Origin of the sequence: Microbacterium sp. TS-1 (assembly GCF_000509385.1) — a bacterium.
Classification (GTDB): domain Bacteria; phylum Actinomycetota; class Actinomycetes; order Actinomycetales; family Microbacteriaceae; genus Microbacterium; species Microbacterium arborescens.
This window is the reverse complement of sequence record NZ_BASQ01000001.1, coordinates 136529-148989: the sequence shown is the minus strand read 5'-3', so window position 1 is coordinate 148989 and position 12461 is coordinate 136529. Positions and strand designations below refer to the sequence as shown.

Genomic DNA, 12461 nt, shown 5'->3' with positions numbered 1-12461 from the left:
CGCGCAAGTGTGAGGTGCCGGATGCGGTTACCCGACACAGTGTTGCCATGAGACGAATCACGTACGCGGGCGACACGGTGATCACGACGGATGACGTTGCGGAGGCACTGGTCGAGCTCACCGCCGCCGTGGCCAATTACGGCCGTGCGGAGGCCGTGCGGATTCCGATCGTGCTCGAGCCGAGCGGCCGCGTCGATGAGGCCGAGCTCGTGATCGGCGTCGGCAACGACGTGCTGTCCGCCCCCGTCGAGTGGGACGCCGATGAACCGGACTTCTCCGAGGGCGCAGACGATCTGCGCGCGCACGAGAGCTACCCTCGGCGCGCGGACGGCGCCCACCTCTACGCCGTCGACGACGAGCCTCCCGCGCAGTGGGACCCCGACCTCGAGGGATTCCGCGACGCCTGACCTTTCGCGTCACACTGCCGCCGACCGTGCGGCGCGGGCGCGCTCGATGGCGTAGCGTGGCCGATCGTGCGAGCGATGGTCATGGACAGCATCCGCGGGCCGGTGACGGTTCGCGAGGTGGCCGATCCGAACGTCCCCGCCGACGGCGTGGTGGTGTCGGTGCGCGCCACCGGGCTCTGTCGAAGCGACTGGCACGCCTGGGCAGGTCATGACGACATCGCCCTGCCGCACACCCCGGGACACGAGTTCTCGGGCGTCATCTCCGAGGTCGGTTCCGACGTCGGGGGCTGGCTGGTGGGTGATCGCGTCACAACGCCGTTCGTCATCGGCTGCGGTCGATGCGAGTGGTGCTCGCGCGGCGATGCTCAGGTCTGCCCCCACCAGCAGCAGCCCGGTTTCACCTACGCCGGCTCGTTCGCCGAGCGAGTGATCGTGCCGGCAGCCGACGTCAACCTCGTCGGCATCCCCGACGGCGTCTCGTTCGAAGCTGCGGCGGCGCTCGGATGCCGCTTCGCTACGGCCTACCGCGCGTTGATCGCCCGCGCAGCCCTGAGCGGCGGCGAGTGGATCACCATCGTCGGCGCGGGCGGCGTCGGTCTCAGCGCGGCGATGATCGCGCGGGCTTTGGGCGCGCGCGTCATCGCGGTCGACCGCTCGCACGCCGCTTTACAGACCGCCTCCGAGGTCGGGGCGGAGCACGTCGTCGCCGCCGACGGGCGCGACGTGCCGGCGATCGTCCACGAGCTGACGGGCGGGGGCAGCCACGTCTCGGTCGATGCGGTGGGCAGCGAGCAGACCGCATCCGATGCGATTCTGAGCCTTCGTCGCCGAGGGCGTCACGTGCAGATCGGGCTGCTGCCCTCGGCATCCGGTCGTAGCGCCGCTCCCCTGGCCCGCGTCATCGCGTGGGAACTCGACCTGCTCGGGAGTCACGGCATGGCGGCGGTGGACTACCCCGGGATGATGGCGCTGATCGGCGACGGCAGCCTGCGCCCGCAGGACCTCGTGCAGCGGGTGGTCGGGCTGGAGGAAGGTGCCCGATTGCTGCCCGAAATGGGCAGTGCGCCCGCCGCGGGCATGACGATGATCGACCCTCAGCTGGTCTGAACTGCGCGAGACGCGAAGACCCCGCCGGGACGCGGTGGTCACGGGGCGGGGTCTTCGGGGCGGGTCTACCCGGCCGCGGCTCGGCGCTTGGCCGGCCCTGGGGCTCTGTCAGCCCTGCGGCTTGCGGTTCTCGGCGCTGACCATCCAGGCGAGCTGCTCGAGGCGCTCGAGGATCGAGTGCAGGATGTCGGCGGTCGTGGGGTCTTCCTCGTCGACCTCGTCGTGCACGTCGCGGCAGGTTCCGATCGTCGCCTCCAGGCGCTCGGTGATGAGGTCGATGACCTCGGCGGTGTCGATCTCGCCCTGCGGGAACTCGGGCAGCGTCGTCGTCTCGGCGACAGTGTCGCTGCGGCCGTCCGGCAGGGCGTGGAGCGCACGCATGCGCTCGGCGACCGTGTCGGCGAACTCGCGCGCGGCATCGATGATCTCGTCGAGCTGCAGGTGGGTGTCGCGGAAGTTGCGTCCGACGACGTTCCAGTGCGCCTGCTTGCCCTGAAGCGACAGCTCGATGAGGTCGACGAGCACCTTCTGGGTGTTCTCGCTGAGCTTCTGCGAAGCGCGGAAGCCGCTCTCGGCGTTCTGCTCGTTCGTCAGACCGGCGCCGGCGGCGCGGCGCTTGTTACGCGTGGTGGTGGTGTTCGTGGCCATAGTGTTGCCTCCTCGAGTCGAGATGACATCCACGCTAGGCAGGGTCGCAGCGCGGTGCCCACCGGTTGATGGAACGTGCGGGGGCTGGTAACGGGGTGGGGTTGGTCTGCACCGCGTTGTCGTCCGTCAGGTGTCGGAATCGGCCTCGCTCTGCCGCATCTGCTGTCGCACGATCAAGACGAAGCTCGAGATCATGCTAGCCACGAAGACGACGAACCCCGCGATTCGCCAGCCTCCGTCCGCAACGAAGGCGAAAGGCATCGAAACGCCCCACAGCGCGAGGGCGACGATCAGCATGACGAGTGGTCGGCGCGGCCATCGGTTCATGGGCCGATGCTCTCAGCCCCTAGGTCGAACCGCTACAGATGTTTTCCGATCCGGGAGTGCGGCCTAAACGTTGAAGCGGAACTCCACGACGTCGCCGTCCTGCATGACGTAGTCCTTACCCTCCAGGCGCGCCTTGCCCTTCGCGCGAGCCTCGGCGACCGAGCCGGTCGCGACGAGGTCCTCGAACGAGATGACCTCGGCCTTGATGAAGCCCTTCTCGAAGTCGGTGTGGATCACGCCGGCGGCCTGCGGGGCCTTCCAGCCCTTGCCGATCGTCCAGGCGCGCGCTTCCTTCGGGCCCGCGGTGAGGTAGGTCTGCAGGCCCAGCGTGTCGAACCCGATGCGCGCGAGCTGGTCGAGGCCCGACTCGTCCTGACCGGTCGAGGCGAGCAGCTCGGCGGCTTCCTCGGGGTCGAGGTCGATCAGCTCCGACTCGATCTTCGCGTCGAGGAACACCGCCTGCGCGGGCGCGACGAGCGCGGCGAGCTCCGCCTTGCGCGCGTCATCGGTGAGAACGGCCTCGTCGACGTTGAAGACGAAGATGAAGGGCTTGGCGGTCAACAGGCCGAGCTCCTTGATGGGCGCGAGGTCGATGCCCGATCCCGACAGCAGCTCGCCACGCTGCAGGGCGTCCTGCGCAGCCTTTGCGGCCTCGAGCACGGAGGGGTCGAGCTTCTTGCCGCGAACCTCCTTCTCGTAGCGGGTGATCGCCTTCTCGAGGGTCTGGAGATCGGCGAGCTGCAGCTCGGCGTTGATCGTCTCCATGTCGTTCTGCGGGTTCACGGCACCCTCGACGTGCACGACGTCGTCGTCGGCGAAGCCGCGGACGACCTGCGCGATCGCGTCGGCCTCGCGGATGTTCGCGAGGAACTGGTTGCCCAGCCCCTCACCCTCCGAGGCACCGCGCACGATCCCGGCGATGTCGACGAACGACACCGCGGCGGGAAGGATGCGCTCGGAGTGGAAGATCTCGGCCAGCACCTTCAGGCGCGGGTCGGGGAGGTTCACCACGCCGACGTTCGGCTCGATCGTCGCGAACGGGTAGTTCGCTGCGAGAACCTGGTTCTTGGTCAGGGCGTTGAAGAGGGTCGACTTGCCGACGTTGGGCAGTCCTACGATTCCGATGGTGAGAGCCACGGGCATCCAGTCTACGTGGCCCGCCGGCATCGCCTCCGACCGATCCGGATCGCCCGGCTCGGCGGCGCGCCTCCCTTCCCGCGCTCCGAACGCGGGTGACGCTTGTGCCGTGGCACTGGACTTCACCGCGATCGACTTCGAGACGGCGAACTCCTCCAGTGCATCCGCGTGCTCGGTCGGACTCGTCCGCGTCCGCGACGGCGAGGTCGTCGCCTCCGACGGCTGGCTGATCCGGCCGCCCTCCGGCCACGACCGCTTCTTCGACATCAACGTGTCCATCCACGGGATCACCGCCGACGCGGTGGAGCATGCGCCCGGTTGGGTCGCGCAGCTCCCCCGTCTTCTCGACTTCATCGGTGACGACGTGCTCGTCGCCCACAACGCGGGTTTCGACATGGCGGTGCTGCGTCGAGCCTGCGAGGCGACGGATGCCGCACTCCCCGCGATCCGCTCGGTGTGCAGCGTGCAGCTGGCACGAAAGACGTACCAGCTCGATTCCTACCGGCTGCCGCTCGTGGCCGCTGCTGTCGGGTTCCTCGACTTCGCGCACCACGACGCCCTGGCGGACGCACTCGCGTGCGCACACATCACCATCGACGCGGCTCGTCGGGCCGGCGCGCACGATCTCGTCGAACTCGCGATGCTTCTGGGGGTGCGCGTGCCCGAGCACGAGCCGATCGGGGCTTCGCTGCTCAGCCCGGCCTGACGGAGTCGCTGGTCGTTCGCGGGCCTGTGGAAGGTCCCGGCGCGATGTCGGAGGCCCGTGACATGATTCGAACATGCATTCGAATCGCGGAGTCGTCAGCGGGATGGGCAGCGACGGTGACGTCGACGTCCTCGCTCAGCTGGTCGCGGATGCCGAGGGCGTCTCGGATGCTGCGCTGGCGGTGCAGATTCGTGAGGTTCGGGTGCTCGCGGCGGCTGGTGCGCTGGCCGAGAAGCAGGCCACCGGCGCATCGGAGAAGATCAAGGCGCGAGAGATGGCGCTTCGCTGGATCGCCGCCGAGCTCGCCGGGGTGTTCGTCGCGACCGACCGGACGCTGCAGCGCCGCATCGACGAGGCGCGTGACCTGGTGGAGAACTATCCGGTGACGATGGCGGCGTGGGAGGACGGGCGCATCGTCCGCGGGCACGTGCGGGTCATTCAAGAGACGGGATGCCTGGTACCCGCGGAGGAGCGGGCGGAGTTCGAACGCGTCGCGATCGAGCGGTGCGAGGGCGAGACGCCGAATCGGGTGCGGGACGCACTGCGGATGCTGGCCGAACGGATGCACCCGCGGACGTTCACCGAGCGGCACGAGGAGGCCGTCGCGGGGCGGTGCGTGCGAGTGCAGGCCACCTCGGATGGGATGTCCGATCTCATCGCGACCCTGCCGACCGTGATCGCGGATGGCATCGTCGATCGGCTGACCCGGCAGGCACGGGAGATCATCAACACACGGCAGCAGGTCGACGCGGCGGGCGTTGACGCCAGCGCGGCTGGCGCTCGAGCCGACGCGCTCGACGCTCGAGCCGACGCGCGAGCCGACGCCAACGGTGGCACGCCCGACGCCAACACGACCACCCGCGACGGGTCGTCGTTCATCGACGATGCCCGAACGATCGACCAGGTCCGCGCCGACGTGCTCAGCGACCTCCTCCTCGCCGGCACACCCGCCCTCGACCCCACCGCGACCGGCGACGGCGACGGAACCCTCGGAGCCATCCGCGCGCACGTGCAGGTCGCCGTATCCGCGCTCACGCTCATGGGACAAGACGACGGGCCGGCCGACCTCGCGGGCCGCTCCCCCATCGACGCGAACACTGCACGCGAACTCGCCGGAAACGCGACCTCCTGGGACCGGTTGCTCACCCACCCGGTCACCGGAACCGTCCTCGAGTGCGACAGCTACCGGCCCACCGCCGCCATGGTGCGACTGCTGCGGGCCCGCGACCGGCACTGCCGATTCCCCGGATGCCGGCAACCGGCGATCCGCTGCGAGTTGGACCACACGATCGCTGCCTCTGACGGCGGTGCGACGCACGTGTGCAACCTCGCCAACCTTTGCAAGAGACACCACGACGTCAAACACCACACCCGCTGGCGAGTCCGACAGCTTCCGGGCGGGCGGCTCGTCTGGACCTCACCCATCGGACGGATCTACCGGGAAGACGCACCACCGCCCCTCGTCGCCTTCACGACCACAGACCCACCCGGACCGGGGCTCCCACCGTTCTGACGAGTTCGCCGTTCGGTTGGCGCTGGTCGTGGGTTCGGCGTGCACGGCCGCGGGTTCAGCCTGCGCTTACTCGTGTACTCGCGTGCCCGGCTCGCCGCTTCGCCGGTACCGGTCCCCGATTCAGCGCGCGCAGACCGACCCGACCCCGGCTGCCACGGTTCTGATGAATCCAGCGTTCGGTCGGCGCTGGTCGCCGGCTCAGCGCGGCCGATTGGTGGCTCCGTGTCAGCGCCGCGCGCGGGGTGCGGGGTGCGGGACTATGCGCCATCACCCCGCGACGCCTGCGCGCGCGGCCACGGTGCCCACCCGTCCGCAACCGCGCGGAGCACCTCCGAGGCGCGCGAGAGCCGCTCCACCGGAAAGTCCTCCCCGCGCGACTGGCCGGATCGGCCGCCCTCGGGGAATCTGAACGCGTGCTCCACCGGAAGCTCGGCACCGGGCACGATGGCCTCGCGGAAGTTCCCCGTCACGACCGCGAAGACCTGCTCCTCGAGTTCGTCTGCGATAGACCGCCAATCCTCGTCGCATGCGTCGCACCCGCAATGCGGGTAGTGAGCGTCATGCAGCAGTCCCGAGTGCACCGAGAGTCCCGGATACGCATCGAACACGAAAGTCACCGATGCGCACCGCGGGTCGGCGGGACGCAGGCGCACCGCGCGAAGCACAGCGAAGGAGCTCGGTCTGTTCAGATCCGAGGCAACGTCAATACCCTCCTCGACGTCGACCTCGAAGGTCTCGCGGAGGTACGAGATGAGAGCGTCGGCGACAGCGTGCAGCGGCGCGAAGCGCTCCGGATGCGTGTCGACCGAATAGGTCTCTTCTGGAGGCGATCCCGGCCAGCGTCTGCCGTACTCGATGACCGCGCCGTCGGCATCGCGGAACACCGGCGCGTCGACGGTCGGGCGCACGTAGCCGTTCATACCGACATCCTCGCTCACCGGGGCGCTCCCGGCACGCGCGCGCCGCGCCGCGCAACCCGCCTCCGGGCGATGTCGGAGGCACCCGGCATCCTGGACACATGGACGCCGCTCTCGTCTTCATCCTCATCGTCGTCGCCGCGATCGCCGCCGCGGGTGGCTGGTTCGCGGGTTCCGCGCGAGCCTCACGCGCGGGATCAGCCGACCGCGCTCGGCTCGAAGCGCGCGCTGCGGTCGCGGAGGCCGAGCGCGACGCCCACGCCGAGCAACTGGAACGACAGCGCGAGCTGCAGCGCGAGCTCGGCACGCAGGCTCGGCTCGATCAGGCCGCTCGCGACGAACGCGAACGCCGCGAGCAGGCCGTGCTGCGTGCGCTCGCCCCGGTCCAGGAGTCGCTGCAGGCGATGCAGGCGAAGGTCGAGCTGCTTGAGCGCGAACGCAGCGAGCAGTTCGGCTCGGTCGCAGAGCAGCTGCGGCTCGGGCGCGAGACCGACGAGGCGCTCCGATCGACGACGGAATCGCTCGCCGGCGCCCTGCGGTCGAGCGCCGCACGCGGCGTCTGGGGCGAGACGCAGCTCCGACGCATCGTCGAGTCCGCCGGGCTCACGCGCTACGTCGACTTCGAACTGCAGTCCAGCATCTCCTCCGACAGCGGAGCCGGACGCCCCGACCTGGTCGTGCGCCTCCCCGGCGACAAGGCGCTCGCGGTCGATGCGAAGGTGCCGCTCGACTCCTACCTCGAGGCGAGCGCGATCCCCGTCACCGCGCAGGGTGAGGAGGCCCGGCGCCGCAAGACGCTGCTGACGGCGCACGTCAAGGCGGTCCGCGCCCACGTCGATGCGCTCGCGAAGAAGGCCTACTGGCAGGGTCTCAGCTCGAGTCCCGAGTTCGTGGTCTGCTTCATCCCCAGCGAATCACTCCTCGCCGCGGCTCTCGACGAAGACCCGGCGCTGCTCGACTACGCGTTCAGCCGGCGCGTCGCCCTCGCCTCGCCGGTGAACCTGTGGGCTGTGCTCAAGACGGTGGCGTACACGTGGACTCAGCAGGATGTCTCCGACGAGGCCCGGCGCCTGTTCGACCTCGGCAACGAGCTGTACCAGCGGCTCGGCGGCCTCGCGTCACACGCGAACGACCTGCGGCGAGCGATCGAGCGAACGGTCGAGTCCTACAACAAGTTCGTGGGCACGCTCGAGAGCAGGGTGCTCGTGACGGCGCGGAAGTTCCCGGGAATCGACGAGACACGGCTCGAGGCGACGAGTGCGCCGAGTCCGATCGAGGCATCGACGAGGATGACGACAGCCCCCGAGCTGCTCAGCGCGGACGTCGGGGAGCTTCGTGAGCGGCTGTGACGCCGCCGTAGAGGGTGTGAAAGAGCGGGGCTCGCGGGTCAGGCCGGGAACATGTTGACGAGGCCGACGACGGCGACCGAGACCGCGACGAAAGCGCCGATCATCCACCAGGCGCTCATCTGGTGCCCCTCCGGGTGGCGCCGGCGCAGCAGAACGTCCGGACGTCGCGCGGGGTCGATCGTCACCGCGACCTGACCGGTCGGCGGGTTGTTTGCTGTCATCGACATGGTTCTCCCGGGTGCTGACATGAGGGTGGTCATCGCCGTTGATACCGCTGCCCATTGTGACAGAGCCTCGCTGGGAGCATCAGTGGTTGACACGCTGTCGTGTCGTGATAGTTACCCGCCCCGTGTCAGAGCCACTTCGAGGTGAGGTGCTCCGAGGTGATCCGACGCAGCGTCCCCGAAGCGCCGCGCAGCACGACGCTCTCGGTGTAGACGTAATCGCCCTCCCGCCGAACACCCCCGACGAGCTCACCGTTGGTCACGCCCGTCGCGACGAAGATCGTGTTCTTGCCCCGCACCAGGTCGTCCGCTTCATACACGTGGCCGTCGAGGCTGAGTCCCGCGTCGATGCCACGCTGCTTCTCGTCGTCGTCGCGGGCCCAGAGCCGCCCCTGGATGTGGCCGCCGAGGGCCTTGATCGCGCATGCCGTGACGATGCCCTCCGGGCTGCCCCCGATGCCCACGCACATGTCGGTGCGCGCGTTGTGCCGCGCCGCGTTGATCCCGCCCGCGACGTCACCATCGCTCATGAGTCGCGTACCCGCGCCGGCATCCCGGATCTCCTGGATCAGCTGGGCGTGACGCGGGCGATTGAGGACCGAGACCACCAGCTCATCGACCGGCTTCCCGAGAGCCTTCGCGAGTCGCCGGATGTTCTCGGCGATCGGCAGCCGGATGTCGACGACGCCGACACCCGCCGGGCCGGTGACGAGCTTGTCCATGTAGAACACCGACGAGGCATCGAGCATCGCGCCCCGGTCGGCCACCGCGATGACGGAGAGCGCGTTGTTCCGTCCCTCCGCGGTGAGAGTGGTCCCGTCGATCGGGTCGACGGCGATGTCGGCCTGCGGTCCGCGACCGGTGCCGACCTTTTCGCCGTTGAACAGCATGGGAGCGGCATCCTTCTCGCCCTCACCGATGACGATCACGCCGTCGAAGTTCACGGTGGTGAGGAACGCGCGCATCGCATCGACCGCCGCCCCATCGGCGAGCTCCTTCTGCCCGCGGCCGATGAACGGCACCGAACGGATCGCCGCCGCCTCGGTCGCGCGCACGAGCTCGAGCGCGAGGTTTCGATCGGGATGCAGCGGACTCATGTCGGCGGTCAAACTCACCATGGGGCACAGCATAGGTCGGCCACTGCGTGACGACGGCTCGTTTTCATCCGTGCCGCGACGAAGGAATCGGGATTCTTAACAGATCGGTAGGCCGAGCCGTCTGGCGCGCGCTCCGCAAACGCGGCGCATCGTTTCTCCGGCCGCGCCGCGGACGGCGACAGCCGCCTTCGATAAAGTGGGCTCGGTAACACCGCCGATCTGAGGAGCTTTCATGCCCATCGCCACCCCCGAACAGTACGCAGAGATGCTGGATCGCGCGAAGGCCGGTGGTTTCGCCTACCCCGCCATCAACGCTGCCAGCTCGCAGTCCATCAACGCCGTCCTCCAGGGTCTGACCGAGGCCGGCTCCGACGGCATCATCCAGGTCACGACCGGTGGCGCCGACTACTTCGCCGGACACACCGTCAAGGGCCGCGCCACCGGCGCGCTCGCCTTCGCGAAGTTCGCGCACGAAGTCGCCAAGAACTACCCCATCACGGTCGCGCTCCACACCGACCACTGCCCGAAGCCGGCCCTGGACGACTTCCTGCTGCCGCTCATCTCGGCATCCGAGGAAGCCGTCGCCGACGGCGGTCAGCCGATCTTCCAGTCGCACATGTGGGACGGCTCGGCCGTGCCGCTCGCCGAGAACATCGAGATCGCCAAGGAGCTCCTGCCCCGCATCAAGGCGATCCGCGCGATCCTCGAGGTCGAGATCGGCGTCGTCGGCGGCGAGGAGGACGGCGTGCAGCACGAGGGCTCGAACGACGCCCTCTACACGACGACCGGCGACGTCTCCCAGGTCGTCGAGGCCCTCGGCCTCGGTGACCAGGGGCGCTGGATCGCCGCCCTCACGTTCGGCAACGTCCACGGCGTCTACAAGCCGGGCAACGTCAAGCTCAAGCCCGAGCTGCTCGGCGAGATCCAGGCCGGCATCGCCTCGAAGTTCGGCACGGGCGAGAAGCCGCTCGACCTTGTCTTCCACGGCGGCAGCGGCTCGACCGACGAGGAGATCGCCCTCGCCGTGGCGAACGGTGTCGTGAAGATGAACATCGACACCGACACCCAGTACGCCTTCACGCGCTCGGTCGCCGGGTTCATGTTCCAGAACTACGACGGCGTCCTGAAGGTCGACGGCGAGGTCGGCAACAAGAAGGCCTACGACCCGCGCGCCTGGGGCAAGAAGGCCGAGTCGGCGATGGCCGCTCGCGTCGTCGAGGCCACCAAGCAGCTCGGCTCCTTCGGCCAGTCCCAGAGCTGACGGCTCCACCACACGCAACGGCGCCCCGCGGATTCGTCCGCGGGGCGCCGTTCCGTCGTTCTGGGGCGTGCGTCAGCGTCCGGCCGAGAACCCGTCGATCACGCCCGAGTCTGACAGCAGCGGAGCCGCCAGCAGCAGGCTCACGATGACGAATGTGACGATCGCGCCGACGAGCGGGATCCACCATGACAGCCGGCGCAGCGACAGCGACCACCACGACAGCGCCGCCGTCAGCAGCCACCCGGCTCCGTAGACGACAGCGGCCGCGATGCCCCAGGCTCGCCCGCCCGCGGGGTCGGCGAGCGTCCCCTCGATGCCTGCCATATCCATCCACGTCTGCGCGAAGCCCGTGAAGTCGACCAGCTGCGGGATGGCGCCGAGCACCGTCACCAGGCCGTAAGCGAGCAGGGCCACCGTGATGATGCGGTCGGCGAGCCGCGTGGGGCGCGCCGCCGACGTGGTCGGCCGCGGCGAGGGAAGCTGCTGCCGCGCGGACTCGTGCGGGCGGGATGCCGCTGAGCGGGCCGGCACCTGCGCCGTCTCGACCACATCGGGGTGCGGTGCTTCTCCGCCCAGTGCCGCGATGCGGGCGCGCTGCTCCTCGGGGGTGGCGTACTCGCCGTACTGCGGTCGCGGACGTTCCTGCTCGCTCACGACCGGCCCCGTCCGCCGCGTGCGCGAGCGTCCTGCGTGCCGGCTGCATCCGTCCGCAGTTCCTTCGGCAATGAGAACATCAGGTCTTCCTCCGCGGTGCGGACCTCGTCGACGTCGGCGTACCCGGCGTCCGCGAGGCTCGCGAGCACCTGCTGCACGAGCACCTCGGGCACCGACGCGCCGCTCGTGACCCCGACCGTGCGGACGCCGTCGAGCCATTCCTGGCGGATCTCGTCGGCGTAGTCGACGCGGTAGGCGGCACGAGCGCCGTATTCGAGGGCGACCTCCACGAGCCGCACACTGTTGGAGGAGTTCGCCGACCCCACGACGATCACGAGGTCGGTCTCGGCCGCGATCTTCTTGATCGCAACCTGCCGGTTCTGGGTCGCGTAGCAGATGTCGTCCGACGGCGGATCCTGCAGCTCGGGGAACCGGACGCGCAGGCGCCGAACGGTCTCCATCGTCTCGTCGACCGACAGCGTCGTCTGCGACAGCCACACGACCCGCGACGGATCGCGCACCTCGACGGTGTCGGCGTGCTCGGGCGACGTCACGATCGTGATGTGCTCGGGCGCCTCGCCCGCGGTCCCTTCGACCTCCTCATGCCCCTCGTGGCCGATCAGCAGGATCTCGCGGTCGTCGCGCGCGAACCGCACGGCCTCACGGTGCACCTTGGTCACCAGCGGGCACGTCGCGTCGATCGCCTGGAGGCTCCGCTCGGAGGCCGCCGAGACGACGGCGGGCGACACGCCGTGAGCACTGAAGACGACGTGGGCCCCCTCCGGCACGGCGTCGACCTCGTCGACGAAGACCGCTCCCCGCTCCTCGAGCTCGCGCACGACATGGATGTTGTGCACGATCTGCTTGCGCACGTAGACGGGAGCGCCGAAGCGCTCGAGCGCCTTCTCGACGGCGACGACGGCACGGTCCACCCCGGCGCAGTAGCCGCGCGGGGCCGCGAGGAGCACCCGCTTGGCGGCGCCCACAGGGATATCCTGGAGACGGCCGTGACGCCCCGGCACGCGGGGAACGGGCAGCCGGACGGCGGGAGTGCTCACTCCTCGATTCTACGAGGCGCATCCTGTCGGCCGCTCGGAACCGGCCGTGAGGAGCC

14 protein-coding genes are annotated in these 12461 nt (G+C 69.5%); 6 read left to right on the top strand and 8 right to left on the bottom strand.

What is annotated here, in order from left to right; genetic code table 11:
• Window positions 1-47 precede the first annotated feature (47 nt).
• Window positions 48-407: a hypothetical protein gene (locus tag MTS1_RS00640; protein WP_036304564.1), complete on the top strand. Its 360-nt coding sequence runs from the start codon at window positions 48-50 to the stop codon at window positions 405-407.
• Window positions 408-473: 66 nt separating this feature from the next.
• Complete coding sequence (locus MTS1_RS00635) at window positions 474-1514, top strand: alcohol dehydrogenase catalytic domain-containing protein (protein WP_036304563.1); 1041 nt, start codon at window positions 474-476, stop codon at window positions 1512-1514.
• Window positions 1515-1622: 108 nt separating this feature from the next.
• Here the strand turns inward: MTS1_RS00635 and MTS1_RS00630 are convergent, their stop codons facing one another.
• The 3 genes from MTS1_RS00630 to ychF all read right to left on the bottom strand — a co-directional run bounded on the left by MTS1_RS00630 (window position 1623) and on the right by ychF (window position 3626).
• The gene (locus MTS1_RS00630) at window positions 1623-2162 is read right to left on the bottom strand and encodes a Dps family protein (protein WP_023950448.1); all 540 of its coding nucleotides are present in this window, start codon (window positions 2160-2162) and stop codon (window positions 1623-1625) included.
• Between the two features lie 126 nt (window positions 2163-2288).
• Window positions 2289-2489, bottom strand: a complete 201-nt coding sequence (locus MTS1_RS16390) for a hypothetical protein (protein ID WP_144083357.1) — start codon at window positions 2487-2489, stop codon at window positions 2289-2291.
• 63 nt (window positions 2490-2552) lie between these two features.
• A complete protein-coding gene (ychF, locus tag MTS1_RS00625; protein ID WP_036304562.1) occupies window positions 2553-3626 on the bottom strand; it encodes a redox-regulated ATPase YchF in 1074 nt (357 codons plus the stop codon).
• Between the two features lie 109 nt (window positions 3627-3735).
• Here ychF and MTS1_RS00620 point away from each other — a divergent pair, with 109 nt between their 5' ends.
• Together MTS1_RS00620 and MTS1_RS00615 are read left to right on the top strand one after the other, a co-directional pair.
• The gene (locus MTS1_RS00620; protein ID WP_023950440.1) at window positions 3736-4332 is read left to right on the top strand and encodes an exonuclease domain-containing protein; all 597 of its coding nucleotides are present in this window, start codon (window positions 3736-3738) and stop codon (window positions 4330-4332) included.
• A gap of 73 nt (window positions 4333-4405) precedes the next feature.
• Window positions 4406-5845, top strand: a complete 1440-nt coding sequence (locus MTS1_RS00615) for an HNH endonuclease signature motif containing protein (protein ID WP_023950438.1) — start codon at window positions 4406-4408, stop codon at window positions 5843-5845.
• A gap of 257 nt (window positions 5846-6102) precedes the next feature.
• On the opposite strand, the gene MTS1_RS00610 is transcribed toward MTS1_RS00615, so the two are convergent.
• A complete protein-coding gene (locus tag MTS1_RS00610) occupies window positions 6103-6765 on the bottom strand; it encodes a DUF6226 family protein (protein WP_023950436.1) in 663 nt (220 codons plus the stop codon).
• 98 nt (window positions 6766-6863) lie between these two features.
• On the opposite strand from MTS1_RS00610, the gene MTS1_RS00605 reads away from it, so the two are divergent.
• Entirely contained in the window at window positions 6864-8111 is a 1248-nt protein-coding gene (locus MTS1_RS00605) for a DNA recombination protein RmuC (protein WP_023950434.1), read from the top strand.
• 38 nt (window positions 8112-8149) lie between these two features.
• Here MTS1_RS00605 and MTS1_RS00600 read toward each other — a convergent pair whose 3' ends face one another.
• Together MTS1_RS00600 and glpX are read right to left on the bottom strand one after the other, a co-directional pair.
• The gene (locus tag MTS1_RS00600) at window positions 8150-8332 is read right to left on the bottom strand and encodes a hypothetical protein (protein WP_023950432.1); all 183 of its coding nucleotides are present in this window, start codon (window positions 8330-8332) and stop codon (window positions 8150-8152) included.
• A 131-nt stretch (window positions 8333-8463) separates the two neighbouring features.
• Window positions 8464-9453 carry a class II fructose-bisphosphatase gene (gene glpX / locus MTS1_RS00595; protein WP_036304839.1) on the bottom strand — a complete coding sequence of 330 codons (990 nt, stop codon included), beginning with the start codon at window positions 9451-9453 and terminating at the stop codon, window positions 8464-8466.
• Between the two features lie 211 nt (window positions 9454-9664).
• Between glpX and fbaA the strand changes: the two genes are divergently transcribed.
• Window positions 9665-10693 (top strand): class II fructose-bisphosphate aldolase, encoded by a 1029-nt coding sequence (gene fbaA, locus MTS1_RS00590; RefSeq protein WP_023950428.1) that lies wholly within the window; start codon window positions 9665-9667, stop codon window positions 10691-10693.
• 72 nt (window positions 10694-10765) lie between these two features.
• Here the strand turns inward: fbaA and MTS1_RS00585 are convergent, their stop codons facing one another.
• Window positions 10766-11347: a DUF6264 family protein gene (locus MTS1_RS00585; RefSeq protein WP_023950426.1), complete on the bottom strand. Its 582-nt coding sequence runs from the start codon at window positions 11345-11347 to the stop codon at window positions 10766-10768.
• Window positions 11344-12405: a 4-hydroxy-3-methylbut-2-enyl diphosphate reductase gene (locus MTS1_RS00580; RefSeq protein WP_081731715.1), complete on the bottom strand. Its 1062-nt coding sequence runs from the start codon at window positions 12403-12405 to the stop codon at window positions 11344-11346. The genes MTS1_RS00585 and MTS1_RS00580 overlap by 4 nt, the downstream gene beginning before the upstream one ends.
• Window positions 12406-12461 lie beyond the last annotated feature (56 nt).